At 47.0% G+C, this 23,054-nt stretch carries 33 protein-coding genes and 1 pseudogene; all 34 read left to right on the top strand.

Annotation, left to right across the window (positions count from 1 at the left end; translation table 11 throughout):
- The first annotated feature begins 18 nt into the window (after window positions 1–18).
- Window positions 19–4,251 (top strand): DNA-directed RNA polymerase subunit beta', encoded by a 4,233-nt coding sequence (gene rpoC, locus ACO54Z_RS06820; protein WP_485996354.1) that lies wholly within the window; start codon window positions 19–21, stop codon window positions 4,249–4,251.
- Window positions 4,252–4,386: 135 nt separating this feature from the next.
- Complete coding sequence (gene rpsL, locus ACO54Z_RS06815; RefSeq protein WP_006984585.1) at window positions 4,387–4,761, top strand: 30S ribosomal protein S12; 375 nt, start codon at window positions 4,387–4,389, stop codon at window positions 4,759–4,761.
- Between the two features lie 17 nt (window positions 4,762–4,778).
- The gene (gene rpsG, locus ACO54Z_RS06810; protein ID WP_298079616.1) at window positions 4,779–5,249 is read left to right on the top strand and encodes a 30S ribosomal protein S7; all 471 of its coding nucleotides are present in this window, start codon (window positions 4,779–4,781) and stop codon (window positions 5,247–5,249) included.
- A gap of 30 nt (window positions 5,250–5,279) precedes the next feature.
- A complete protein-coding gene (fusA, locus tag ACO54Z_RS06805) occupies window positions 5,280–7,376 on the top strand; it encodes an elongation factor G (protein WP_485996353.1) in 2,097 nt (698 codons plus the stop codon).
- A 22-nt stretch (window positions 7,377–7,398) separates the two neighbouring features.
- Window positions 7,399–8,589: an elongation factor Tu gene (gene tuf / locus ACO54Z_RS06800; protein ID WP_298079389.1), complete on the top strand. Its 1,191-nt coding sequence runs from the start codon at window positions 7,399–7,401 to the stop codon at window positions 8,587–8,589.
- Between the two features lie 5 nt (window positions 8,590–8,594).
- Entirely contained in the window at window positions 8,595–8,909 is a 315-nt protein-coding gene (gene rpsJ / locus ACO54Z_RS06795) for a 30S ribosomal protein S10 (protein ID WP_485996352.1), read from the top strand.
- Between the two features lie 85 nt (window positions 8,910–8,994).
- The gene (gene rplC / locus ACO54Z_RS06790) at window positions 8,995–9,633 is read left to right on the top strand and encodes a 50S ribosomal protein L3 (RefSeq protein ID WP_485996351.1); all 639 of its coding nucleotides are present in this window, start codon (window positions 8,995–8,997) and stop codon (window positions 9,631–9,633) included.
- 9 nt (window positions 9,634–9,642) lie between these two features.
- Window positions 9,643–10,251: a 50S ribosomal protein L4 gene (gene rplD, locus ACO54Z_RS06785; protein ID WP_485996350.1), complete on the top strand. Its 609-nt coding sequence runs from the start codon at window positions 9,643–9,645 to the stop codon at window positions 10,249–10,251.
- Window positions 10,248–10,547 (top strand): 50S ribosomal protein L23, encoded by a 300-nt coding sequence (rplW, locus tag ACO54Z_RS06780; RefSeq protein WP_485996349.1) that lies wholly within the window; start codon window positions 10,248–10,250, stop codon window positions 10,545–10,547. Before rplD ends, rplW begins: the two co-directional genes overlap by 4 nt.
- A 13-nt stretch (window positions 10,548–10,560) precedes the next feature.
- Window positions 10,561–11,394 (top strand): 50S ribosomal protein L2, encoded by an 834-nt coding sequence (rplB, locus tag ACO54Z_RS06775; protein WP_485996348.1) that lies wholly within the window; start codon window positions 10,561–10,563, stop codon window positions 11,392–11,394.
- A 5-nt stretch (window positions 11,395–11,399) separates the two neighbouring features.
- Window positions 11,400–11,672, top strand: coding sequence for a 30S ribosomal protein S19 (rpsS, locus tag ACO54Z_RS06770; protein ID WP_485996347.1), 273 nt, complete (start codon window positions 11,400–11,402; stop codon window positions 11,670–11,672).
- A 10-nt stretch (window positions 11,673–11,682) separates the two neighbouring features.
- Window positions 11,683–12,015 (top strand): 50S ribosomal protein L22, encoded by a 333-nt coding sequence (gene rplV, locus ACO54Z_RS06765; protein ID WP_485996346.1) that lies wholly within the window; start codon window positions 11,683–11,685, stop codon window positions 12,013–12,015.
- A gap of 15 nt (window positions 12,016–12,030) precedes the next feature.
- A complete protein-coding gene (gene rpsC, locus ACO54Z_RS06760) occupies window positions 12,031–12,753 on the top strand; it encodes a 30S ribosomal protein S3 (RefSeq protein WP_485996345.1) in 723 nt (240 codons plus the stop codon).
- An 11-nt stretch (window positions 12,754–12,764) separates the two neighbouring features.
- A complete protein-coding gene (gene rplP / locus ACO54Z_RS06755; RefSeq protein ID WP_485996344.1) occupies window positions 12,765–13,178 on the top strand; it encodes a 50S ribosomal protein L16 in 414 nt (137 codons plus the stop codon).
- Window positions 13,178–13,372, top strand: coding sequence for a 50S ribosomal protein L29 (rpmC, locus tag ACO54Z_RS06750; protein WP_485996343.1), 195 nt, complete (start codon window positions 13,178–13,180; stop codon window positions 13,370–13,372). The genes rplP and rpmC overlap by 1 nt, the downstream gene beginning before the upstream one ends.
- Window positions 13,373–13,374: 2 nt before the next feature.
- The gene (gene rpsQ, locus ACO54Z_RS06745) at window positions 13,375–13,638 is read left to right on the top strand and encodes a 30S ribosomal protein S17 (RefSeq protein ID WP_485996342.1); all 264 of its coding nucleotides are present in this window, start codon (window positions 13,375–13,377) and stop codon (window positions 13,636–13,638) included.
- Window positions 13,639–13,652: 14 nt separating this feature from the next.
- Window positions 13,653–14,021 (top strand): 50S ribosomal protein L14, encoded by a 369-nt coding sequence (rplN, locus tag ACO54Z_RS06740; RefSeq protein ID WP_485996341.1) that lies wholly within the window; start codon window positions 13,653–13,655, stop codon window positions 14,019–14,021.
- Between the two features lie 11 nt (window positions 14,022–14,032).
- Window positions 14,033–14,347 (top strand): 50S ribosomal protein L24, encoded by a 315-nt coding sequence (rplX, locus tag ACO54Z_RS06735; protein ID WP_485996340.1) that lies wholly within the window; start codon window positions 14,033–14,035, stop codon window positions 14,345–14,347.
- Between the two features lie 12 nt (window positions 14,348–14,359).
- Entirely contained in the window at window positions 14,360–14,899 is a 540-nt protein-coding gene (gene rplE, locus ACO54Z_RS06730; protein ID WP_485996339.1) for a 50S ribosomal protein L5, read from the top strand.
- 3 nt (window positions 14,900–14,902) lie between these two features.
- Window positions 14,903–15,211 (top strand): 30S ribosomal protein S14, encoded by a 309-nt coding sequence (rpsN, locus tag ACO54Z_RS06725; RefSeq protein WP_485996338.1) that lies wholly within the window; start codon window positions 14,903–14,905, stop codon window positions 15,209–15,211.
- A gap of 76 nt (window positions 15,212–15,287) precedes the next feature.
- Window positions 15,288–15,677 (top strand): 30S ribosomal protein S8, encoded by a 390-nt coding sequence (gene rpsH / locus ACO54Z_RS06720; protein ID WP_485996337.1) that lies wholly within the window; start codon window positions 15,288–15,290, stop codon window positions 15,675–15,677.
- Window positions 15,678–15,692: 15 nt separating this feature from the next.
- Window positions 15,693–16,226 carry a 50S ribosomal protein L6 gene (rplF, locus tag ACO54Z_RS06715; protein WP_485996336.1) on the top strand — a complete coding sequence of 178 codons (534 nt, stop codon included), beginning with the start codon at window positions 15,693–15,695 and terminating at the stop codon, window positions 16,224–16,226.
- Window positions 16,227–16,245: 19 nt separating this feature from the next.
- Window positions 16,246–16,602, top strand: coding sequence for a 50S ribosomal protein L18 (gene rplR / locus ACO54Z_RS06710; RefSeq protein WP_485996335.1), 357 nt, complete (start codon window positions 16,246–16,248; stop codon window positions 16,600–16,602).
- Between the two features lie 11 nt (window positions 16,603–16,613).
- On the top strand, window positions 16,614–17,129 hold the full coding sequence (gene rpsE / locus ACO54Z_RS06705) for a 30S ribosomal protein S5 (protein ID WP_485996334.1): 516 nt from the start codon (window positions 16,614–16,616) through the stop codon (window positions 17,127–17,129).
- Complete coding sequence (gene rpmD, locus ACO54Z_RS06700) at window positions 17,119–17,307, top strand: 50S ribosomal protein L30 (RefSeq protein ID WP_485996333.1); 189 nt, start codon at window positions 17,119–17,121, stop codon at window positions 17,305–17,307. Before rpsE ends, rpmD begins: the two co-directional genes overlap by 11 nt.
- Window positions 17,307–17,744 (top strand): 50S ribosomal protein L15, encoded by a 438-nt coding sequence (gene rplO, locus ACO54Z_RS06695; protein WP_485996332.1) that lies wholly within the window; start codon window positions 17,307–17,309, stop codon window positions 17,742–17,744. The genes rpmD and rplO overlap by 1 nt, the downstream gene beginning before the upstream one ends.
- Before the next feature lie 26 nt (window positions 17,745–17,770).
- Entirely contained in the window at window positions 17,771–19,096 is a 1,326-nt protein-coding gene (secY, locus tag ACO54Z_RS06690; protein ID WP_485996331.1) for a preprotein translocase subunit SecY, read from the top strand.
- 24 nt (window positions 19,097–19,120) lie between these two features.
- Window positions 19,121–19,234: a 50S ribosomal protein L36 gene (gene rpmJ, locus ACO54Z_RS06685; RefSeq protein WP_485996330.1), complete on the top strand. Its 114-nt coding sequence runs from the start codon at window positions 19,121–19,123 to the stop codon at window positions 19,232–19,234.
- Window positions 19,235–19,282: 48 nt separating this feature from the next.
- The gene (gene rpsM, locus ACO54Z_RS06680) at window positions 19,283–19,639 is read left to right on the top strand and encodes a 30S ribosomal protein S13 (protein ID WP_485996329.1); all 357 of its coding nucleotides are present in this window, start codon (window positions 19,283–19,285) and stop codon (window positions 19,637–19,639) included.
- A gap of 15 nt (window positions 19,640–19,654) precedes the next feature.
- Window positions 19,655–20,053 carry a 30S ribosomal protein S11 gene (gene rpsK / locus ACO54Z_RS06675; protein WP_485996328.1) on the top strand — a complete coding sequence of 133 codons (399 nt, stop codon included), beginning with the start codon at window positions 19,655–19,657 and terminating at the stop codon, window positions 20,051–20,053.
- 18 nt (window positions 20,054–20,071) lie between these two features.
- Window positions 20,072–20,692, top strand: coding sequence for a 30S ribosomal protein S4 (rpsD, locus tag ACO54Z_RS06670; protein WP_485996327.1), 621 nt, complete (start codon window positions 20,072–20,074; stop codon window positions 20,690–20,692).
- 45 nt (window positions 20,693–20,737) lie between these two features.
- The gene (locus ACO54Z_RS06665; protein WP_485996326.1) at window positions 20,738–21,709 is read left to right on the top strand and encodes a DNA-directed RNA polymerase subunit alpha; all 972 of its coding nucleotides are present in this window, start codon (window positions 20,738–20,740) and stop codon (window positions 21,707–21,709) included.
- 31 nt (window positions 21,710–21,740) lie between these two features.
- Entirely contained in the window at window positions 21,741–22,121 is a 381-nt protein-coding gene (gene rplQ / locus ACO54Z_RS06660) for a 50S ribosomal protein L17 (RefSeq protein ID WP_485996325.1), read from the top strand.
- Window positions 22,122–22,523: 402 nt separating this feature from the next.
- A pseudogene (locus ACO54Z_RS06655) lies at window positions 22,524–23,018 on the top strand (IS256 family transposase, variant Zn-binding type); the annotation flags it as partial.
- Window positions 23,019–23,054: the final 36 nt, after the last annotated feature.

The raw sequence follows: 23,054 nt of genomic DNA, 5'->3' as shown, positions 1-23,054 counted from the left end.
ACGCAGGCAGGTTTTCTCATGAAAGAACTCATCAATATGTTCAAACCGCAGGACGGCGTGGATGACTTTGATCGCATCCGCATCGGCCTTGCTTCCCCCGACATGATCCGTTCCTGGTCGTTCGGTGAAGTCAAAAAACCTGAAACGATCAACTATCGCACCTTCAAGCCGGAACGCGACGGCCTGTTTTGCGCCAAAATCTTCGGGCCAATCAAGGATTACGAATGCCTTTGCGGCAAATACAAGCGCCTCAAGCACCGTGGTGTCGTTTGTGAAAAGTGCGGCGTGGAAGTCACCAAATCCAGCGTGCGTCGCGAGCGCATGGGGCATATCGAACTGGCAACGCCGGTGGCGCACATCTGGTTTTTGAAATCACTGCCGTCGCGCATCGGTCTGCTGCTTGATCTCACCCTGCGCGAAATCGAGCGGGTGCTGTACTTTGAATCCTTCATCGTCCTCGATCCGGGCATGACGCCGCTGGAAAAAAACCAGTTGCTCAACGAAGAAGCCTATTTGCAGGCGGTGGAAGAATACGGTCACGAATTCAAGGCGATGATGGGCGCGGAAGCGATTCAGGAAATCCTGCGTACCACTGACTGGCGCGATGTCCTGCAAACGCTGAAAGAAGAGCTGGAGCAAACCTCTTCCGAGACCAAGAAAAAACGGCTGGTGAAGCGCATCAACCTGATTGATGCCTTTGTCCCCGACCCGGACGACCCGAAAAAAGTGGTCGGCAAGCCGGAATGGCTGATTCTCAACGTGCTGCCGGTGCTGCCGCCTGACCTGCGCCCGCTGGTACCGCTGGATTCTGGCCGCTTTGCGACTTCGGATTTGAACGACCTTTACCGCCGCGTCATCAACCGCAACAACCGCTTGAAGCGCCTGCTGGAGCTGTTCGCGCCGGACATCATCGTCCGCAACGAGAAGCGGATGCTGCAAGAAGCGGTCGATTCGCTGCTTGACAACGGTCGCCGTGGCCGCACTGTCACTGGTTCTAACAAGCGCCCGCTGAAGTCGCTCGCCGACATGATCAAGGGCAAGCAGGGGCGTTTCCGCCAAAACCTGCTCGGCAAGCGCGTCGATTACTCCGGTCGCTCCGTGATCGTGGTCGGCCCGACGCTGCGCCTGCACCAGTGTGGTCTGCCGAAGCGGATGGCGCTGGAGCTGTTCAAGCCCTTTATCTTCCAGCAACTCATTGAAAAAGAACAGGCGCCGACCATCAAGGCGGCGAAGCTGATGGTGGAGCGCGACGAGCCGGAAGTTTGGGACGCACTGGAATACGTTATCCGCGAGCATCCGGTCATGCTCAACCGCGCGCCGACGCTGCACCGCCTGGGCATTCAGGCGTTTGAACCGATTCTGATTGAAGGCAAGGCCATCCAGTTGCACCCGTTGGTGTGTGCGGCATTTAATGCCGACTTCGATGGCGACCAGATGGCGGTACACGTGCCGCTGTCGCTGGAAGCACAACTGGAAGCGCGTGCGCTGATGATGAGTTCGAACAACATCCTCTCACCCTCCAACGGCGAGCCGATTATCGTGCCGTCGCAGGACGTGGTACTCGGTCTCTATTACATGACGCGCGAGCGCATCAACGCGAAAGGCGAGGGGATGCGCTTTGCCGACATCAAGGAAGTGGAGCGTGCCTATCAGGCAGGCGAAGTGCATCTGCAAGCGAAAATTGAAGTTCGTCTTGACTTGTACGAAGACGGTGTCAAGAATTTCCGCCGCATCCAGACGACTGTTGGCCGTGCCTTGCTGTCGCAAATTCTGCCGGAAGGGTTGTCGTTTGACCTCATCAACCGCGCGATGAACAAAAAGGCGATTTCCAACCTGATCAACCAGTGCTACCGCCAGATTGGCCAGAAAGAAACCGTTATCCTTGCCGACCAACTGATGTACACCGGCTACCGTTATGCGACCTATTCTGGCGCCTCCATCGGCATCGTTGATATGGTCGTGCCGGCGGCGAAAACTGAAATCCTGCAAACGTCCGAAGACGAAGTGAAGGAAATCGAAGACCAGTACGCCAGCGGTCTCCTCACCCAAGGCGAAAAATACAACAAGGTCATCGACATCTGGTCGCGTGCCAACGAAAAACTGGCGAAGGCAATGATGGACAACCTGCGTCAGGAAGACGTGGTCAACCGCGACGGCGAAACGGTCAAGCAGGAATCCTTCAACTCGGTGTACATGATGGCCGACTCCGGTGCGCGGGGTTCTGCGGCACAGATTCGCCAGCTCGCCGGGATGCGTGGTCTGATGGCGAAGCCGGACGGCTCCATCATCGAAACGCCGATTACCGCCAATTTCCGTGAGGGGCTGAACGTCCTGCAATACTTCATCTCCACCCACGGCGCGCGCAAAGGCCTCGCCGATACCGCGCTAAAAACCGCGAACTCCGGTTATCTCACCCGTCGTCTGGTGGACGTCTCGCAAGACGTGGTCGTCAACGAAGAAGATTGTGGCACGACGCGCGGCTTTGAAATCCAGGCGGTGGTTGAAGGCGGCGACGTGGTCGAACGCCTGAGCGATCGCGTGCTGGGTCGCGTACTGGCCGAACCGGTCGTTAACCAGGAAGGCGCAGTCGTCTTGAACGCGGGTACCCTGCTGGAAGAAAAAGAAATCGCCGTGCTGGAAAACGCGGGTGTTGACCGCGTGGTGGTGCGTTCCGTCATCACCTGTGAATCCCGCTACGGTGTCTGCGCACAATGTTACGGACGCGACCTGGCACGCGGCCACCGCGTCAATGTTGGGGAGGCGGTCGGTGTCATCGCTGCCCAATCCATCGGCGAGCCGGGAACGCAGTTGACCATGCGCACCTTCCACATCGGTGGTGCGGCATCCAGCGCGGCGGCCGTCGGCTCGGTTGAAGCGAAGACCAACGGTACCGTGCGCCTGACCAATATCAAAACCGTCACCAATAAAGACGGCAAGCTGGTCGCGGTTTCCCGTTCCGGCGAAATGTCAATCATCGACCAGAACGGCCACGAACGCGAGCGCTACAAAGTGTCTTACGGCGCCACGCTGGAAATCGAAAACGGCGATGAAGTCAAACAGGGACAACTGCTCGCCAGTTGGGATCCGCACACCCACCCGATTATTGCCGAAGTCAGCGGGCGCATCGCCTTCCATGATTTTGAGGATGGCGTTACCGTGCAGGAATCCTCTGACGCGGACACCGGTTTGACAGTACGTACCATCATGGATAACGCGCTGCGCTCCACCTCCGCCAAGGACAAACGCCCGTTGATTCAACTGTTGGACGATAACGGACAGCCAATCAAACAGGCGGGTTCCGACCTGCCGGTCAACTATTTCTTGCCGGGCGGCGCAATCGTCCATCTTGACGATGGCGCCAAAGTAGAAGTGGGCGATGTTTTGGCGCGGATGCCGCAGGCTTCAGGCAAAACGGCGGACATTACCGGTGGTTTGCCGCGTGTTGCCGACCTCTTTGAAGCACGCAAACCGAAAGAACCGGCAATCCTTGCCGAAAAAACCGGTACCGTCTCCTTCGGCAAAGAAACCAAGGGCAAACAGCGGCTTATCATCAGCACCGAGGACAACGAAGTCATCGAAATTCTCATCCCAAAATGGCGTCGTCTTAACGTCTTTGAAGGTGAGCAGGTCAAGCAGGGCGACGTGCTGGCTGATGGCGAGCTGACCCCGCATGACATTCTGCGCCTGCGTGGTGTGGCGGAACTGGCGGCACATATCGTGCGCGAAATCCAGAACGTTTACCGTCTGCAAGGTGTAAAAATCAACGACAAACACATCGAAGTTATCGTGCGTCAGATGCTGCGCAAGGTAATGGTGCTCGATGCTGGCGAATCCCGTCTGATCGTCGGCGAGCAGGTCGATTTGCAGCGGGTTCTCAGCGAGAACGACCGCTTGCAAGCCCAAGGCAAACTGCCGGTTCGCTACGAACCGGTGCTGATGGGTATTACCAAGGCATCCCTGGCAACCGAGTCCTTCGTTTCGGCAGCCTCGTTCCAGGAAACCACCCGCGTCCTGACCGAGGCTGCGGTGCTGGGCAGTTTCGACGAATTGCGCGGTCTGAAAGAAAACGTCATCGTCGGCCGCCTGATTCCGGCAGGCACGGGATTGGCCTATCACCAGCAGCGTCGCGCCAACCGCGAGGAAGAACAGGCGCTGTTTGAAATGGTCAAAGAAGAACCCGAAAACGAAAGCGGAAAAGTGGTGATGGCTGAAGCAGAAATGCCAGACGACGGTATTGACGACACCGAGTAAGCCATCATGCAAGCGCCAGCCCTGCCGGGACACCGGCGGGCTTGACAACAACGGGGCAGACGCATACCATGCGCCACCTTTGGCGTTGAGGCGCTGATTTAAATTAATTTATGAGAAATCTGGAGAGATTATTTCATGGCAACCGTTAACCAGCTCGTGCGCAGCCCGCGTACGCGCCAAAAAGAAAAAAACAACGTTCCTGCATTGCAGGGCTGTCCGCAAAAGCGTGGCGTGTGCACCCGTGTGTACACTACCACCCCAAAAAAACCGAACTCTGCCATGCGCAAGGTTGCACGTACCCGTTTGACCAACAAGTACGAAGTAACCGCCTATATCGGCGGTGAAGGGCACAACCTGCAAGAGCACTCTTTGGTGCTTATCCGCGGCGGACGGGTCAAGGACTTGCCGGGCGTGCGTTATCACATCGTGCGTGGTGCGCTGGATACCGCCGGCGTTAAAGACCGTAAACAGGGTCGCTCCAAATACGGCGCCAAACGTCCCAAGTCATAAGTTAAGGAAACCGTTTTATGTCAAGAAGAGTACGTGCTCCGATTCGCCAGATTCTGCCGGATCCGAAGTTTGGAAACGTCGTAGTGGCGAAATTCATCAATATCCTGATGGTCAGCGGCAAAAAATCGGTTGCTGAAAAAGTCGTCTATGAAGCGCTGGAAAAAGCCGCCGAGAAAAAGCAACTGCAACCGGTTGAAGTGCTGGAAGAAGCGCTGGAAAAAGTTCGTCCTGCGGTAGAAGTCAAATCCCGCCGTGTTGGCGGTGCGACCTATCAAGTGCCGGTGGAAGTTCGTCCGGTTCGCCAAAACGCCCTGGCAATGCGCTGGCTGATTGAAGCAGCACGCAAGCGTAATGAGAAATCCATGGCGCAACGCCTTGCGGCCGAGTTCCTCGAAGCGCTGGAAGATCGTGGTGCAGCGGTCAAAAAACGTGACGACACACACCGTATGGCGGAAGCGAACCGCGCGTTCGCCCACTTCCGCTGGTAACGCGTTCACCATAAGGAGACAAACAAACACATGGCACGCAAAACCCCAATTAACAAATACCGTAACCTCGGCATTATGGCGCACATTGATGCGGGTAAAACTACGACGACCGAGCGAATTTTGTTCTACACCGGGATGTCTCACAAAATCGGCGAAGTACACGATGGCGCGGCAACGATGGACTGGATGGAACAGGAACAGGAGCGCGGTATTACCATTACCTCTGCGGCCACTACCTGCTTTTGGAAAGGTATGGGCGCACAGTTCGATGAGCACCGCATTAACATTATTGATACGCCCGGACACGTGGACTTCACTATCGAAGTAGAGCGCTCCCTGCGTGTACTTGATGGTGCCTGCTTGGTGCTTTGTGCTGTTGGCGGCGTACAACCGCAAACTGAAACCGTTTGGCGTCAGGCTAACAAGTACCGCGTTCCGCGTATTGCCTACGTCAATAAAATGGATCGTACCGGAGCGAATTTCCTGCGCGTTGTCAAACAGATGGAAGACCGGCTGAATGCCCAGCCAGTTCCGTTGCAGTTGCCTGTTGGTGCCGAAGAGAACTTCAAGGGTGTCATTGACCTTATCAAGATGAAAGAAATCATCTGGAATGAAGATGACAAAGGCATGACCTTCAAATATGCTGATATTCCGGCCGAGTTACTTGCCGACTGTGAAGTACAGCGGGAAAAACTGGTTGAAGCTGCGGCAGAAGCGAATGAAACCCTGATGGAAAAATATCTGGGTGGTGAAGCGCTGAGTGAAGAAGAAATCATCGCAGGTCTGCGTGAACGTACCATCAATAACGAGATAGTTCCGGTTGTTTGTGGTTCTTCATTCAAGAACAAAGGCGTTCAGGCAATGCTGGATAAAGTGGTTGAACTGCTGCCCAGCCCGGTTGATATTGAGGCTATTCAAGGGATTAATCCGAATACTGAAGAAACTGACAGTCGTGAAGCAGATGATAGTGCGCCTTTCTCCGCCTTAGCGTTCAAAATTGCTACCGACCCGTTTGTGGGAACGCTGACTTTCGTCCGTTGCTATTCAGGTGTACTGGAAGCTGGCACTACTGTGCTCAACTCGGTTAAAGACAAACGTGAGCGTATTGGTCGTATCGTGCAGATGCACGCCAACGCGCGCGAAGAAATCAAAGAAGTTTATGCAGGCGATATTGCAGCTTGCGTTGGTCTGAAAGATGTTGTCACTGGCGAAACCCTATGTGATGTCAACAAGCCTATCATTTTGGAACGGATGGAATTCCCGGAACCGGTTATTGCAGTTGCAGTTGAACCGAAAACCAAATCCGACCAGGAAAAAATGGGGATGGCGTTGGCAAAACTGGCACAGGAAGATCCGTCATTCCGTGTGCACACCGATGAAGAAACCGGACAAACCATCATTTCCGGTATGGGTGAACTGCACCTGGAAATTATCGTTGACCGCATGAAGCGCGAATTCAAAGTGGAAGCGAATGTGGGTGCACCGCAAGTAGCCTACCGCGAAGCGCTGCGTGAAAGCGTAGAACAGGAAGGCAAATTTGTACGTCAATCTGGTGGACGTGGTCAATACGGTCACGTTTGGTTGCGGATTGAGCCACAAGAACCAGGTTTTGGCTATGAATTCGTCAATGCCATTGTCGGTGGTGTCGTTCCCAAAGAATACATCCCTGCCGTTGATAAAGGTGTGCAAGAACAAATGCAGAATGGCGTGCTGGCAGGCTATCCGGTAGTAGATGTCAAGGTTACCCTGTTTGATGGCTCATTCCACGAAGTGGATTCTTCGGAAATGGCCTTTAAACTGGCTGGTTCTGAAGGCTTCAAACTGGGGGCGCGCAAGGCCAAACCAGTGTTGCTGGAACCAATGATGAAGGTCGAGGTTTCCACGCCGGAAGAATATATGGGCGATGTCATTGGTGACTTGAATAGCCGTCGTGGACTCATTCAAGGTATGGACGATGAAGCAAGTGGCAAGATTGTTCGCGCCCAAGTGCCGTTGGCAAAAATGTTCGGCTATGCTACTTCATTGCGTTCATTGAGCCAGGGCCGCGCCAGTTATTCTATGGAATTTGACTGCTACAACGAAGCGCCGAGCAACGTTGTTGATGAAGTCATCAAGAGCAAATCCTGATTTTTATTTTTGGAGTTAAATCATGTCTAAAGAGAAATTTACCCGAACCAAGCCGCACGTAAACGTAGGTACCATTGGCCACGTTGACCACGGCAAGACTACCCTGACAGCTGCGCTGACCAAAGTAGGTGCAGAACGTTTTGGCGGTACCTTCAAGGCTTACGACCAAATTGACGGTGCGCCGGAAGAACGCGCCCGTGGTATCACCATCTCAACCGCACACGTTGAATACGAATCGCCGAACCGCCACTACGCCCACGTAGACTGCCCGGGACACGCCGACTACGTTAAGAACATGATTACCGGTGCGGCACAAATGGACGGTGCAATTCTCGTCTGTTCTGCTGCTGACGGTCCGATGCCGCAAACCCGTGAACACATCCTGTTATCCCGTCAGGTAGGCGTACCGTACATTGTCGTTTACCTGAACAAGGCAGACATGGTAGATGATGCCGAACTGCTGGAACTGGTAGAAATGGAAGTACGCGACCTGCTCAGCGAATACGACTTTCCGGGTGATGACACCCCGATTATCATCGGTTCTGCCCTGAAAGCGCTTGAAGGCGACCAGTCTGACATTGGTGTACCGTCAATCATCAAACTCGTTGATGCATTGGACAGCTACATTCCCGAGCCGCAGCGTGATATTGACAAACCTTTCCTGATGCCGATTGAAGACGTCTTCTCCATCTCCGGTCGTGGTACCGTAGTAACCGGACGTATCGAACGTGGCGTTATCAAGGTTGGCGAAGAAATCGAAATCGTCGGCATCCGTCCGACCGCAAAGACCACCTGTACTGGTGTAGAAATGTTCCGCAAACTGCTGGATCAGGGTGAAGCCGGTGACAACGTGGGTGTATTGCTGCGTGGTACAAAGCGTGAAGAAGTCGAACGTGGCCAAGTATTGGCCAAACCGGGCACCATTACTCCACACACCAAGTTTGAGGCAGAAGTATATATCTTGTCCAAAGATGAGGGTGGACGTCACACCCCGTTCTTCAAAGGGTACCGCCCTCAGTTCTACTTCCGCACTACGGACGTGACTGGTGAATGCATCCTGCCGGAAGGCGTGGAAATGGTTATGCCGGGTGACAACATCAAGATGACCGTACAGCTGATTTCACCGATTGCGATGGACGAGGGTCTGCGTTTTGCAATTCGCGAAGGTGGTCGTACCGTTGGTGCCGGCGTCGTCGCCAAAATTATCGAGTAATAGTTATGGCAAATGCACAAAAAATTCGTATCCGTCTGAAGTCATATGATCATCGTTTGATTGATGCTTCTGCGAAGCAGATTGTTGAAACAGCCAAGCGGGCTGGTGCTCAAGTTCGAGGGCCAGTACCGCTTCCAGTCAAGAAAGAGATCTATACCGTCTTAATATCACCGCATGTTAACAAAGATGCGCGTGATCAATATGAGATGCGTACACATAAGCGTATTATGGATATTGTTGATCCTACGGATAAAACGGTAGATGCCTTAATGAAACTCGATCTTGCGGCAGGAGTTGACGTAAAGATCGAGTTGCAGTAAAATCGCACACCTTTCTTGTAGTCCTGAAAGGCGAAGAGGGTTACCCGCCCTCCTCTCGCCTTTTTCATTTACATGAGGAAAATATATGACAATGGGTTTAGTGGGTCAGAAATTGGGTATGACCCGTATTTTTGGAGAGGATGGCAGTGCTTGCGCCGTGACGGTAATTGAAGTCAAGCCAAACGTCATTTCTCAAATTAAGACGCTTGAAACAGACGGATATGATGCTATCCAGGTTTCTGTAGGTGAGCGCAAGATTAACCGGATTACTAAAGGGTTGGCAGGACATTTTGCCAAGTCAAACGTTAAAGCTGGTGTTGTTGTTAAAGAATTCCGAGTTGCTGCTGAAGATATTGCCAATTTTGGTGTGGGCAATGTGATTGAGATTTCTATTTTCTCAGAAGGGCAGCGTGTTGATGTTCGTGGACGCAGCGTTGGTAAGGGTTTTGCGGGCACCATTAAACGCCATCATTTTAGTGGACAGCGTAAAACACACGGTAACTCGCTTTCTCATCGCGTTCCAGGCTCAATTGGTCAGAATCAAACGCCTGGACGTGTCTTTAAAGGAAAGAAAATGTCCGGCCATTTGGGAAATGAAATGCGTAGCACCCAAAATTTGGAGGTAGCGCGTGTTGATAGTGAACGTAATCTTCTTTTGATTAAAGGAGCCGTGCCCGGCGCAAAGGGAGGCTTTGTTGTTATTCGTCCATCAGTAAAAGCGTAAGGAGGTGTTATGGATATTCAATTTAAAAATACTTCCAGCGCAGTCTCAGTTTCCGATGCTGTTTTTAATGCAGTGTTTAATGAGGCATTAATTCATCAAGTTGTTACATCTTATTTTGCGGGCGGGCGCGCTGGTACAAAAGCCCAAAAGACGCGTTCCGAAGTCTCCGGTGGAGGAGTGAAGCCGTGGAAACAGAAAGGATCTGGCCGTGCCCGCGCAGGAAGTATTCGTTCACCAATTTGGCGCGGTGGTGGTGTGTCGTTTGCAGCAAAACCGCGTGATTACAATAAGAAAGTAAATCGCAAAATGTATCGTGCGGCGATTTGTAGTATTTTGTCTGAATTGCATCGAAAAGACCGTTTGTGTGCGGTAGAAGAGTTGAGTTTTTCTTCTAGTAAAACTAAGGACTTTGTGGCGTATGCTGCTGAGATGAGGTTTGGGCAGGATTTTCTATTGATTACAGAATCCCTGAATGAGAATTTGTTTGTGGCTTCTCGCAATATTTCTTCTGTGACTGTAGTTGATGTAGAAGCGCTTGATCCGATTTTGTTGCTTCGTCACAAAAAGGTTGTGCTAGATAAGGGTGCAATCAATCGAATTAATGAGTGGCTGTCATGAAACAAGAAAATATCTTACAAGTTATTCAAGGTCCATTGGTTACAGAAAAATCTTCCTCTGCAACAGCAAGAAAGCAACTTGTCTTTAAGGTGGCACGTAAAGCTACGAAAGAACAAATTAAAGAAGCAGTAGAGCACTTGTTGGAAATGAATGTTGTTGCGGTTAATACGGTAAACATAAAAGGGAAGACCAAACGTTTTGGACAGCGCGTTGGGAAACGAAAGGACTTTAAAAAAGCTTATATTAGTTTGGAAAGGAGCGTGGATATGGAAGCGCTGCTGTCTGAACAGGCATAAGGAGACATAAATAATGGCCATAATTAGAAAAAAACCTACGTCTCCCGGACGCCGTTTTGTGGTAGACGTATCTCGCCCCGATCTTCATAAAGGGCAACCTTTCGCTGCTTTGGTTGAAAAGAAAACAGGTACTGGAGGGCGTAATAACGCGGGTCGCATTACGACGCGTCACCGTGGAGGCGGTCATGCGCAGAAGTATCGCGTAATTGATTTTAAAAGATGCAAAGATGGAATTGATGCGGTCATTGAACGTTTGGAATACGATCCTAACCGTTCTGCATATATCGCTCTTGTCTGTTATACAGATGGTGAACGGCGCTATATTATAGCTGCACGCGGGATGAAATCAGGAGACACCATTCGTAATGGAGACGATGCGACAATAAAAACAGGAAACTGTTTGCCTATTCGTAATATCCCGGTCGGTTCTACGGTTTATTGTGTAGAATTGAAACCAGGCAGGGGGGCTCAGTTAGCACGTAGCGCAGGTGCCTCGGCACAAATTGTTGCACGGGATTCAAAATACGCTACGATTCGTCTTAAATCAGGTGAACGGCGTAAAGTCTTGAGCGATTGCCGTGCCGTTTTGGGGGAAGTGGGAAATCATGAACATAGTTTGCGTTCTCTTGGCAAAGCGGGTGCTAAACGTTGGCGTGGTATCCGCCCAACCGTACGTGGCGTTGTAATGAACCCTGTGGATCACCCGCATGGTGGTGGTGAGGGTCGTACCTCTGGTGGGCGTCATCCAGTTTCTCCGTGGGGAGCGCCAACTAAAGGATATAAAACCCGAAAAAATAAGCGTACTGAAAGAATGATTGTTCAGCATCGCAATAATAAGAGAGGATGAAGTATATGCCGCGCTCGTTAAAGAAAGGGTTCTTTATTGATCTGCACCTGGCTAAAAAAGTTGAAACCGCTGCAGAAAATAACAATAAGAAACCGATTAAAACTTGGTCCCGCCGTTCAATGATTATTCCGGAAATGATAGGTTTAACTATTGCTGTACATAATGGTAAGCAGCATATTCCTATTCTGATCAGTGAAGATATGATTGGGCATAAATTGGGTGAATTTGCGCCAACGCGCAATTACCGTGGTCATGCAGCAGATAAAAAAGGACGATAAGGAGAAAATAATGCAAGCTATCGCAAAATTACGTGCTGCTCGTATCTCTGCACAGAAAGCTCGTTTAGTTGCTGATCAAATTCGCGGTAAGCACATTAATGAGGCAATAGAGATTCTCACATTCAGTCAAAAGAAGGCCTCTGGTATTATCTTAAAGTTGCTAAATTCTGCTATTGCAAATGCAGAAAATAATGAAGGTGCAGATATAGACGTTTTACATATTGCTGAGATTCAAGTGGGTGAAGGTATGACGATGAAACGCTTTGCTGCTCGTGCGGAAGGTCGTGGAAATCGTATTTTAAAACGTACCAGTAATATTTTTATTCGGGTACAAGAAGTCTAATTGGAGATTATATCTATGGGTCAAAAAGTACATCCTGTCGGATTCCGCTTGGGAGTATCCAAAGATTGGGTTTCCAAATGGTACGCCGAAGGGAAAGATTATGCTAATTTCTTAGAAAAGGACTTTGAGGTTCGTGAATTTATTCGTAAAAAATTAGCACATGCTTCGGTAAGTAAAATTCAAATTGAGCGGCCACGTAATGGTGCTCAAATTACTATTTTTACGGCTCGGCCTGGGATAGTAATTGGTCGTAAAGGTGAGGATATTGAAATTCTGAAGCAGGAAATTAGCTCTATCATGGGAGTTCCTACTTCAGTTAATATCGAAGAGATTCGACGCCCAGAGTTGGATGCATATTTGGTTGCCGACGGTATCGCCAAACAATTGGAACGACGTGTAATGTTTCGTCGTGCGATGAAGCGTTCGGTGGCATCCACCATGCGTCTAGGTGCTGCGGGAATTAAAGTTAGTATTGCGGGACGTCTGAATGGTGCAGAGATAGCGCGAACGGAATGGTACCGTGAAGGGCGCGTGCCTTTGCATACATTGCGTGCTGATATTGATTATGGTTTTGCTGAGGCGAACACGACTTACGGTGTTATTGGCGTGAAGGTCTGGATTTTTAAAGGTGAAAATTTAGAAGGTTTTGATGCTAACGCAAGTATGAACGGTGAAGTTCCGGAAGAAAAGCGTGCTAGACGTAGCAACAAACCCCGTAATGCTCGGCGTAAAGATTAAGGTGAAACAAAATGTTACAACCTAAACGAACAAAATTTAGAAAACAACATAAAGGCCGCAACCGTGGTTTGGCACAGGCTGGTAACGAAGTTAGCTTTGGCGAATATGGTCTGAAAGCGACGACGCGAGGGAGAATCACAGCTAGACAAATTGAAGCAGCGCGTCGAGCTATTAACCGTCATGTAAAGCGTGGCGGTAAAATGTGGATTCGTATTTTCCCTGATGTGCCAGTCACCAATAAACCTTTGGAAACACGACAAGGTAAGGGTAAAGGTAATGTTGAGTACTGGGTAGCAAAAGTTCAGCCAGGTACGGTCATGTATGAATTGGAAGGGGTCACTGAGGATTTGGCACGAGAAGCTTTTCGTTTGGCTGCTGCAAAATTGCCCGTGCGTACCGTTTTTGAAACACGTAAGGTGATGTAATGTCTCTCAAAGATTTGCGTGAAAAAAATATAGATGAATTGCGTGAGGAGTTGTTGTCTTTGCGTCAAAATCAATTGAAATTGAAGATGCAGAAGGCTAATGCTCAATTAGAACAGCCTCATCAAATTCGGCAGGTTCGTCGTGATATTGCCCGCATAAAAACTTTACTGCATGAGCAGAATGTGAGTGTATAACTATGGCTGACAATCAAAGTATTCAACGTGTTTTGCAGGGGCAGGTTTTAAGCAATAAAAGTGATAAATCTATCACCGTTGCTGTAGTTCGTTATGAAAGACATCCTGTATATGGTAAATATATTAAACGGACTTTAAAGTGTCATGCACACGACGAAAATAATGAGTGCAATATTGGTGATACTGTGCGTATAGTACAAAGTCGTCCAATCTCCAAGACAAAAACATGGCGCTTGATTGAGATTGTTGAAAAGGCTAAGGGCTAAGGGGGAAAATCATCATGATTCAAATGCAATCACGCTTATCTGTTGCAGATAATAGTGGGGCTCGGGAGTTACAATGTATCAAGGTTCTTGGTGGATCTCATCGACGTTATGCGGGTATTGGAGACGTAATTAAAGTCTCGGTTAAAGAGGCTCTGCCTCGTGGTCGCGTTAAAAAAGGTGATGTATATAATGCATTAATTGTTAGGACAAAAAAAGGTGTTCGCCGTAGAGATGGCTCTGTACTTCGCTTTGACAGCAATGCAGCAGTTCTGCTCAACAATAAGTTAGAACCAATTGGTACTCGAGTGTTTGGCCCTATCGCTCGTGAGTTACGCAGTGAGAAATTTATGAAAATTATTTCTCTCGCACCTGAAGTTTTATAAGGAGAACTGACATGAAGCGCATCCGAAAAGGTGATGAGGTTATTGTTATTGCTGGAAAAGTTGACAATAAAGGGCAGCGTGGTACGGTATTAAAAGTAACAGATACTCATGTTGTAATTGAAGGGATTAACAAAGTTTTTAAGCACATTAAACCGAATCATCAATTGCAAAGAGAAGGCTCGATAGAAAAAAAAGAAGCGCCAATTCATATTTCTAATGTGATGTTATTTAATCCATCAACGGGAAAGGGTGATCGAGTTGGCTTTAAAATTGAAAACGGCGAAAAATTTCGCGTCTATAAATCTACAGGCGCACGAGTAGATTAAGGAATTTAAATTATGGCTAGATTACAAGAGCAATATCGTCAGGAGTTCGCGCCTGCATTGCAGAAGCGACTTGGATTGACTAATGTTATGCAAGTTCCCAAATTAGTTAAGATTACGATCAATATGGGAGTAGGTGAAGCTGTTAATGATAAAAAATTAATGGATAATGCCGTGCGTGATTTGAGTCTTATTGCGGGACAAAAGCCGTTGATTACTAAGTCTAAGAAATCAATTGCGGGCTTTAAAATTCGAGATGGCTGGCCCATAGGTTGTAAAGTAACTTTACGACGTGAGCGTATGTATGAGTTTTTAGATAGATTGATTAATGTTTCTTTGCCACGTACTCGAGATTTTCGCGGTTTGAGTCCTAAATCTTTTGATGGTAGAGGGAATTATAGTTTTGGTGTGCGTGAGCATATAATTTTTCCAGAAATTGATTTTGAAAAAACAGATGCTATACGTGGTATGGATATTACATTTACGACCACGGCAAGTAATGACAGTGCTGCCAAGGCGCTTCTTGAATCTTTTGGTTTTCCGTTTAGGGCTTAAGTCATGGCAAAAAGAAGTATGATTAATCGTGAAAACAAGCGTATTTGTCTGGTCCAAAAGTTTGCAGTAAAACGTCATGAATTGAAAGAAATTATACGAAAAGTGGATTCCTATTCAGAAGAAGAGCGTACAGCGGCACAAGAAAAATTGCAAAAACTACCAAGAGATGCATCTCCTGTTAGATTGCAGCGTCGTTGTCGTATTACTGGTCGTCCGCATGCGGTTTATCGTAAATTTGGTCTTTCGCGCAATAAATTGCGTGAGTTGGCTATGCGGGGTGAGGTTCCGGGTGTCAAAAAAGCCAGTTGGTAAGGCTATTTTTCCCTGTGACAATTAAGTTCCAAGTTCTTTTTTACGAACTGATACTGAAATCAAAGAGGTTTTATTTATGTTGACTGATCCGGTTGCTGATATGCTGACCCGTATTCGTAATGCTCAGCGTATTGGGCGTTCGTTGGTAGTGATGCCTTCATCTAAACAAAAAGTTGCTATTGCGACTGTCTTGCAAGAAGAAGGATACATCCACTCTTTTGAGATTAAAGGTGATAAAAAAAGAGAGCTCACTATAAGCTTGAAGTATTATCAGGGAAGACCTGTTATTGAATTTATAAAACGGGTTAGCCGCCCCGGATTGCGCCTTTTTAAGGGAAAGGATAATCTGCCTCGTGTACAAGGCGGTTTGGGTATTGCTGTAGTCTCCACTTCTCAAGGCGTCATGAGTGATCAAAAGGCACGCCAAAAAGGGATTGGTGGCGAAGTAATTTGTTATGTAGCCTAATTGGGAGTGAATATTATGTCGCGAGTTGGTAAACAGCCTATTTCTGTCCCTAAAGGCGTGGATGTTACTATTGTCGATAAACAAATTACTGTAAAGGGGAGTAAAGGGAATCTAAGTCTAAATCTGCATACTTATGTGGATGTCAAGCAGGACGGAGGTTCGATTCGTTTAGTTCCGGTAAAAGAGGATATAGCTCATTGGGCCATGTGTGGGACTATGCGGGCTCTGGTTAATAATATGGTTATTGGAGTTAGCCAGGGCTTTGAAAAGCGATTACAGTTAATAGGAGTGGGATATCGGGCTCAAGCGCAAGGACAAAAGCTTAATTTGTCTTTGGGGTTTTCTCATCCTATAGAATTTAGTGTCCCTTCAGGTATTGTTGTGGAAACTCCTAGTCAAACAGAGATTCTGATAAAGGGTAGTGATAAACAGCAGGTAGGCGAAGTGGCAGCTAAAATTCGCGCATATCGTCCGCCAGAACCCTATAAAGGTAAGGGTGTTCGCTATGTTGATGAATATGTTCTTATGAAAGAAGCGAAGAAAAAATAATTGAGTTTTAGGTAAGATGATGAATCAGAAAAAAATTAACCGCATTCGTCGTGGTAAACGTATTAGATTAAATATTCGGGAGGCAGGGAAAATTAGCTTGATTGTTAATAAGACTCCGCAACATACATATGCACAAATTGTTAGCGCCGATGGAAGTAGGGTATTAGCAAGTGTGTCCACTTTGCAATCTGACGTTCGCCAAGGATTGAATCATACTGCCAATATTGAAGCGGCTGTTAGGGTTGGTAGAATTGTTGCTGAAAAGGCGCAACAACTGGGTATAAATGATATTGTATTTGATCGTAGTGGCTTCCTGTATCATGGGCGTGTTAAGGCCTTGGCTGATGCGGCTCGTGAAGCGGGTTTGAAGTTTTAAGAGGTAGTTTTATGGCACAACAGAAAGAACGGTCACAGGATAGTGAATTTTTGGAGAAATTGGTTGCTGTTAATCGCGTAACAAAGGTGGTTAAAGGTGGACGTCAGTTTGCTTTTACTGCGTTAACTGTTGTAGGTGATGGAAACGGGCGCGTTGGTTATGGTTATGGTAAGGCAAAAGAGGTGCCTGTTGCTATTCAGAAAGCTATGGATCAAGCTAAGAAAAATTTAGTCAAAGTAATTCTGAATAATGATACACTTCAACATCCTGTTATAGGTACGCATGGTGCGGCAAAAATATATATGCAGCCCGCTTCCAATGGTACGGGTATTATTGCAGGTGGTGCCATGCGGGCTGTTTTTGAGGTTTTAGGGATTAAGGACGTCTTGGCAAAATGCATGGGAACGCGTAATTCGGGTAATGTTGTTCGTGCTACTATAGCAGGGTTGCAGAAAATGACTACGGCTCAAGAGGTCGCTGCAAAGCGCGGGAAAAACATAGAGGAGGTTCTTGCAAATGTCGGATAAGAAACTTAGTATTACTTTAATGAAAAGTAAATATGGTCGCCTTGTAAATCATCAGAATTGTATTTTGGGTTTGGGGTTAAAAAAAATACGTCAAACTCGTGTTGTTGATGATACACCGGAAATTCGTGGAATGATTAATAAAGTTTCTTATCTCTTGAAAGTGGAAGAGGTTCACTAATGTTATTAAATAATTTGAAACCAGCGTCTGGATCAAGTAAAGGAAAAAAGCGGCTTGGACGCGGTGTGGGATCTGGTTGGGGTAAAACCAGTGGCAAGGGACACAAGGGACAAAAAGCGCGCAGTGGTGGCTATCATAAGGTGGGCTTTGAAGGTGGACAAATGCCATTACAGCGTCGTTTGCCAAAACGCGGGTTTCGTAGTCGCCAGAATGGTATGGTGGCTCAAGTTCGTACTTCTGAATTAAATATACTTTCAGGCATTCCTGAGATAGATTTGTCTGTATTAAAAGAACATAATTTGATTCCGTCTACTGCTGTGCTTGCTAAGGTTTTTTTAAGTGGTGATGTGTTAACGGCACTTACTTTAAAGGGTATTGCAGTTACCATGGGGGCTAAAAAAATAATAGAGGCGACAGGCGGTTCAATTTCTGAATGAACTATGGTAAGGAGAAAGGTGCGTTCATGGCAAAATCTGCCAGTAATTCACATAAAGAATTAAGCTCACGGCTGTGGTATTTGGTTTTTGCACTTGTAATTTATCGCATTGGAGTGCATATACCAGTACCTGGCGTGGATCATGAAAAGGTTCGCCAGTTATTTGATAGTGGAGATGGTTCCATCTTTCAACTTTTTAATATGTTTTCTGGCGGGGCGTTGAGCAATGCATCTTTGCTTGCTTTGGGGGTGGCACCGTATATATCGGCATCTATCGTTTTCCAATTGTTTACACATATGTACCCTCCTTTGAAGGAATTGCGCCAGCAGGGTAGTAGTGGACAAAAAAAAATTAGCCAATATACTCGCTATCTGACGCTAGTTTTTGCTTTAGTACAAGGTTTTGCTATTTCTCGAATGGTAATGTCGCAAGGCTTGACGTTATTTTCTGGACAAGCATTCCTGATTACTGGTACTATAAGTTTAGCGACAGGTGCTTTATTTATGATGTGGCTAGGAGAACAAATTACTGAGCGTGGTATAGGTAATGGCGTTTCTATGCTAATTTTTGCGGGGATAGCTGTACATATTCCTGCGGGAATAGCGAATTTGGTTTCGCAGACTAAAGAAGGTAATATTACTTTCTTAGGATTTTTCCTGATGTTGTTTGTGATAATTGCGCTTTTCGGCCTTATTGTTTTTGTAGAGCGCGCCCAGCGACAAATTGCGATACATTACGCTAAACGTCAGGGAATGGGGACACAAAGCATGGGACAACGTTCTCATTTACCACTGAAGATTAATATGGCGGGTGTTATCCCTGCGATTTTTGCTTCTGCAATTATTACATTATTAGTTTCCCTGTTTTCATTACTTAGTAATTTGTCAGGTTCATGGGGACGTTTTTTTGGAGACTTAGCTCATGGACTATTCCAGGGTAACTGGTTATATATAGCAGCGTTTTCACTGTTGATTGTTCTGTTCTCTTTCTTTTATACTGCTATGATGTTTGAAAATCGGGAGCTTGCTGATAATTTGAAGAAATCTAATGCCTTTATTCAGGGATTTCGTCCAGGTCGGCAAACGGCTGAATATCTTGATATGGTGCAGGAGCGTCTAACTTTGATTGGGGCACTTTATGTGGCTTTTGTGTGTATCATGCCAACGTTAATGAATTTGGGCTCTGCTTCTGGACAGGCGTTGTTTCTCTTTGGTGGTACGTCATTGCTTATTGCGGTTGTGGTTGCTATGGATTTTGTTTCACAAGTTCAATCGCATATTATGTCCAAACAGTATGAGACACTTATGAAAAAAGCTAATTTGTCTGGATTTGGTGATCATAGTTTGCATTGATTTTGCTGTTTTTGTGGAGTTTTTATGAAAGTTAGTGCATCTGTAAAAGTTATGTGCCGAAATTGCCGTGTTATTCGCCGCAATGGTAGTGTGCGTATTATTTGTTCAGATAAGCGTCATAAACAGCGGCAAGGATAATTCTTGCTACTGTTTTTATGATTTGTTCGATTCTATAGGAGTTGGTTAATGGCTCGTATTGCGGGAATTAATGTGCCAACGCAAAAACATACTGTAATTGCGTTGACTTCAATTTACGGAATTGGTTCCACTCGTGCGCGTAGTATTTGTATTGCGGCAAAGGTCGAACCCAGTAAAAAAATTCGTGATTTGTCTGATGCAGAAGTTGATGCTCTGCGATCGGCGGTTGCAGAATACCAAGTGGAAGGTGATTTGCGTCGCCAAGTTTCCATGAATATTAAGCGCTTAATGGATTTGGGCTGTTATCGTGGTTTGCGTCATCGTCGTAGTTTACCAGTACGTGGTCAGCGTACTAAAACTAATGCTCGTACGCGCAAAGGTCCTCGTCGTCCAATTAAGCGATAAACTAGAGAGAACATTATGGCTAAGGCTGCTAGTAAACAAAAAAATGTAAGAAAAAAAGCAAAGCGTGTCGTGGTGGATGCTGTTGCACATGTCCACGCTTCTTTTAATAACACTATCGTGACCATAACGGATGGTCAGGGTAACACGCTTTCTTGGGCAACTGCTGGTGGTTCTGGTTTTCGCGGTTCAAGAAAAAGTACTCCGTTTGCAGCGCAAATTGCTGCTGAACGTGCAGGTAATGCGGCCAAAGAATTTGGCGTTCAAAATCTTGATGTGAATATCAAAGGACCTGGTCCAGGGCGTGAGTCTGCTGTGCGTGCTCTTAATGCTGCTGGTTTTACTATCCACAGTATTACAGATGTCACCCCAATTCCCCATAACGGCTGCCGTCCTCCCAAGAAGCGCCGTGTTTAATTTGATGTGGAGTAATTAATGGCTAGATATATTGGACCCAAATGTCGTTTGGCACGTCGTGAAGGTGTTGATCTCGAATTGAAGTCAGGAATTCGACCAACTGAATCCAAATGTAATATGAATTCTGCGCCTGGTCAGCATGGTGCACGTCGTGGACGCTTGTCTGACTATGGTAATCAGCTGCGTGAGAAGCAGAAATTGAAACGTATCTATGGAGTATTAGAACGTCAGTTTCGTAATTATTATAAGAAGGCTTCTCAAAAGAAAGGTTCTACAGGTGAGAATTTGCTTCAGTTTTTAGAGCAGCGTCTGGATAATGTCGTGTATCGCATGGGATATGGTGCAACACGTGCTGAGGCGCGCCAGTTGGTATCGCATGGTGCTATTGAAGTAAATGGTCAGCGTGTGACCATAGCATCATATCAGGTTCAAGTTGAAAGCATTATTGCAGTGCGCGAGAAAAGTCGCAAGCAGCTTCGAATTCAAAGTTCATTAGAAGTTGCTGCACAACGAGGTTTTGTCGATTGGGTTGATGTAGATACAGTAAAGATGTCTGGGATTTTTAAACGAGTACCGGAACGCATTGATTTGTCTGCCGAAATCAATGAATCTTTGGTTGTAGAACTGTATTCAAAGTGATTTTGACGATTTCTTGCTTTTGTGGTTATTTTATAGGCGTTTGAAATGGCGTTATCAGAATTATTGACCCCGCGTATTGTTAAGATTCAAGAAATGGGGCTAAATACTTCGCGTGTAGTACTGGAACCGTTGGAGCGTGGCTTTGGCTATACTTTAGGTACTGCCTTGCGTCGAGTTTTGCTTTCTTCCATTGAGGGGGCCGCTGTTACTCAATGTGAAATTGATGGTGTTTTACATGAGTATTCTGGTATCGATGGAGTAAGTGAGGACGTCATTGATGTTCTTCTTAATCTTAAAGGTTTGGCGTTGATTCTGCATGAAGGGGAGCGGGCTGAGATGCGTCTTTCTATTAGTAAGACTGGTGAGATTAAGGCTTCCGATTTTACTGTTCCTTCTAACCTGGAAATTTGTAATCCTGATCATGTTATTGCGCATTTAACTCAGAATGTACCTTTCAATATGAATGTTATTGTTGAGAAAGGTCGAGGTTATCGTGTGGCAGCGCAAGAGCCTGATTCAACAACTCATGCTCCAAACGTGTTGCGTGTTGACGCATCGTTTAGTCCGATCAAGCGCATTGCGTATCGTGTTGAGGCGGCGCGTGTTGAGCAGCATACTGATTTAGACAAATTGGTTATTGATATTGAATCAAATGGAACCATTGATCCGGAGCAGGCCATCCGTGAGGCTGCAACGATTTTACATAAACAAATTGCCGTTTTTGTCAATTTGGAATCTACCGAAATTGAAGCCGAATATGAAGAAGAGGTACAAGTTGATCCCGTCTTGTTACGTCCTGTTGATGATTTAGAATTAACAGTGCGTAGTGCCAATTGTTTGAAGGCAGAAAATATTAATAATATTGGTGATTTGGTTCGTCGTACTGAAGTTGAACTTTTGAAAACCCCAAATTTGGGCAAGAAATCCTTGAATGAAATTAAAGAAGTTTTGGCTGCACATGGCCTAGAACTTGGGATGGATTTGGAAAACTGGTCCGGAAGTGACGGTAACCATTAACCTAAATCATTAATATAATTAGGAGTTTTTTATGAGACACAAATTGGCGGGACGTAAATTTAGCCGCACAAGTGCGCATCGTAAAGCGATGTTTAAGAATATGTCGGTTTCATTGATTGAGAATGAGCTGATTAGAACAACTTTGCCAAAGGCTAAGGATTTACGTAGCGTTATTGAGCCCATTATTACTCATGCAAAGAATCATGATGATGTTGCAGGACGTCGTTTGGCTTTCTCTCGCCTTCGTGATCGCAAGGCTGTTCAGAAGCTGTTTACTGAATTGGCGCCGCGCTATAAAGAACGGGCGGGAGGCTATGTACGTATCCTAAAATGTGGTTATCGCCCGGGTGATCAGGCTCCAATGGCTTATGTTGAGCTAGTGGACCGTCCTGTTACTGATGATTCGGAATGAGATGTTACATTCTATCTGCTTTAAAAACCGGTTTTATAGCCGGTTTTTTTGTTTCCTGAATTATCGGGTGATACTTTAACGAGAGTGCTGGTGCTGTCAGTGGGCCGGTGCTGTTTGGTCATTGCTCTAACTACAGCCGACCACCGAAAGCCTCACACGGTGTTGCGCAGCTTCGCCGTACAAAAGCGTGCTGTCTTCAGCGGCGCGCCTTGTCTGAAACTTTCGGTGGTCGGCTATACTTTAAAAACGGCAGGATAAAGGAAGTTTCTCGGCGTATGTATAGGACAAAATGGAGGCTCAAAAACGCTGTAAGCCTTATGCTGCAAGGCTTTAAGCGGGGTCAAAACCTTTGAACACAAAAAATGCTTTTTCTGTGGCTCGAAGAAGGTCAAAAAGAACGGGCGGCGCAACAGCCAACAACGCTATAAATGCTGCAACTGTGGCAGGCAATTTGACGGTAGCAGGCGTCACCAAAGCGATGAACTTTGGACAGCCTACAGCGCGGGCAAGCAGACTGCCGCCCAGCTCGCCGCGCAACACGGTTGTAGCTGCAAGACCATCTACCGCCATCTGCGCAGGGCGCGCATCCGGGAAACCTTCCCGCAGCCTGCCAAAGCCAACATCATCATGGACACCACTTACTTCGGGCGCAGTTTCGGTGTGATGGTGCTGATGGACAGCATCAGCGGGCAAGTCCTTTCCGTCCGTGAAGTCAAACACGAAACCAACGCCCTCTATGCCGAAGCGCTGAACGATTTGCGGGAAAAAGGCATTGCAATACAGAGCATTGTTTGCGACGGACGGAAAGGATTGTTGCAGCTGTTCCCGGAGATTCCCGCGCAACTGTGCCAGTTTCATCAGGTCAAAACCGTCAGCCGTTATAGCCATCCACCCTAAATAATATACTCAATAAAAGCCCGCTCCACCGCCTGT

The sequence above is a fragment of the Cardiobacterium sp. genome, assembly GCF_057314735.1.
The sequence above is the reverse complement of the archived record's forward strand: the minus strand, read 5'-3'. Positions and strand labels throughout refer to the sequence as shown.

Bases quoted from the DNA above. Each gene is read 5' to 3' on its own strand.
- rpoC (WP_485996354.1), top strand. From the start codon at position 19: ATGAAAGAACTCATCAATATGTTCAAACCGCAGGACGGCGTGGATGAC.
- rpsL (WP_006984585.1), top strand. From the start codon at position 4,387: ATGGCAACCGTTAACCAGCTCGTGCGCAGCCCGCGTACGCGCCAAAAA.
- rpsG (WP_298079616.1), top strand. From the start codon at position 4,779: ATGTCAAGAAGAGTACGTGCTCCGATTCGCCAGATTCTGCCGGATCCG.
- fusA (WP_485996353.1), top strand. From the start codon at position 5,280: ATGGCACGCAAAACCCCAATTAACAAATACCGTAACCTCGGCATTATG.
- tuf (WP_298079389.1), top strand. From the start codon at position 7,399: ATGTCTAAAGAGAAATTTACCCGAACCAAGCCGCACGTAAACGTAGGT.
- rpsJ (WP_485996352.1), top strand. From the start codon at position 8,595: ATGGCAAATGCACAAAAAATTCGTATCCGTCTGAAGTCATATGATCAT.
- rplC (WP_485996351.1), top strand. From the start codon at position 8,995: ATGACAATGGGTTTAGTGGGTCAGAAATTGGGTATGACCCGTATTTTT.
- rplD (WP_485996350.1), top strand. From the start codon at position 9,643: ATGGATATTCAATTTAAAAATACTTCCAGCGCAGTCTCAGTTTCCGAT.
- rplW (WP_485996349.1), top strand. From the start codon at position 10,248: ATGAAACAAGAAAATATCTTACAAGTTATTCAAGGTCCATTGGTTACA.
- rplB (WP_485996348.1), top strand. From the start codon at position 10,561: ATGGCCATAATTAGAAAAAAACCTACGTCTCCCGGACGCCGTTTTGTG.
- rpsS (WP_485996347.1), top strand. From the start codon at position 11,400: ATGCCGCGCTCGTTAAAGAAAGGGTTCTTTATTGATCTGCACCTGGCT.
- rplV (WP_485996346.1), top strand. From the start codon at position 11,683: ATGCAAGCTATCGCAAAATTACGTGCTGCTCGTATCTCTGCACAGAAA.
- rpsC (WP_485996345.1), top strand. From the start codon at position 12,031: ATGGGTCAAAAAGTACATCCTGTCGGATTCCGCTTGGGAGTATCCAAA.
- rplP (WP_485996344.1), top strand. From the start codon at position 12,765: ATGTTACAACCTAAACGAACAAAATTTAGAAAACAACATAAAGGCCGC.
- rpmC (WP_485996343.1), top strand. From the start codon at position 13,178: ATGTCTCTCAAAGATTTGCGTGAAAAAAATATAGATGAATTGCGTGAG.
- rpsQ (WP_485996342.1), top strand. From the start codon at position 13,375: ATGGCTGACAATCAAAGTATTCAACGTGTTTTGCAGGGGCAGGTTTTA.
- rplN (WP_485996341.1), top strand. From the start codon at position 13,653: ATGATTCAAATGCAATCACGCTTATCTGTTGCAGATAATAGTGGGGCT.
- rplX (WP_485996340.1), top strand. From the start codon at position 14,033: ATGAAGCGCATCCGAAAAGGTGATGAGGTTATTGTTATTGCTGGAAAA.
- rplE (WP_485996339.1), top strand. From the start codon at position 14,360: ATGGCTAGATTACAAGAGCAATATCGTCAGGAGTTCGCGCCTGCATTG.
- rpsN (WP_485996338.1), top strand. From the start codon at position 14,903: ATGGCAAAAAGAAGTATGATTAATCGTGAAAACAAGCGTATTTGTCTG.
- rpsH (WP_485996337.1), top strand. From the start codon at position 15,288: ATGTTGACTGATCCGGTTGCTGATATGCTGACCCGTATTCGTAATGCT.
- rplF (WP_485996336.1), top strand. From the start codon at position 15,693: ATGTCGCGAGTTGGTAAACAGCCTATTTCTGTCCCTAAAGGCGTGGAT.
- rplR (WP_485996335.1), top strand. From the start codon at position 16,246: ATGAATCAGAAAAAAATTAACCGCATTCGTCGTGGTAAACGTATTAGA.
- rpsE (WP_485996334.1), top strand. From the start codon at position 16,614: ATGGCACAACAGAAAGAACGGTCACAGGATAGTGAATTTTTGGAGAAA.
- rpmD (WP_485996333.1), top strand. From the start codon at position 17,119: ATGTCGGATAAGAAACTTAGTATTACTTTAATGAAAAGTAAATATGGT.
- rplO (WP_485996332.1), top strand. From the start codon at position 17,307: ATGTTATTAAATAATTTGAAACCAGCGTCTGGATCAAGTAAAGGAAAA.
- secY (WP_485996331.1), top strand. From the start codon at position 17,771: ATGGCAAAATCTGCCAGTAATTCACATAAAGAATTAAGCTCACGGCTG.
- rpmJ (WP_485996330.1), top strand. From the start codon at position 19,121: ATGAAAGTTAGTGCATCTGTAAAAGTTATGTGCCGAAATTGCCGTGTT.
- rpsM (WP_485996329.1), top strand. From the start codon at position 19,283: ATGGCTCGTATTGCGGGAATTAATGTGCCAACGCAAAAACATACTGTA.
- rpsK (WP_485996328.1), top strand. From the start codon at position 19,655: ATGGCTAAGGCTGCTAGTAAACAAAAAAATGTAAGAAAAAAAGCAAAG.
- rpsD (WP_485996327.1), top strand. From the start codon at position 20,072: ATGGCTAGATATATTGGACCCAAATGTCGTTTGGCACGTCGTGAAGGT.
- ACO54Z_RS06665 (WP_485996326.1), top strand. From the start codon at position 20,738: ATGGCGTTATCAGAATTATTGACCCCGCGTATTGTTAAGATTCAAGAA.
- rplQ (WP_485996325.1), top strand. From the start codon at position 21,741: ATGAGACACAAATTGGCGGGACGTAAATTTAGCCGCACAAGTGCGCAT.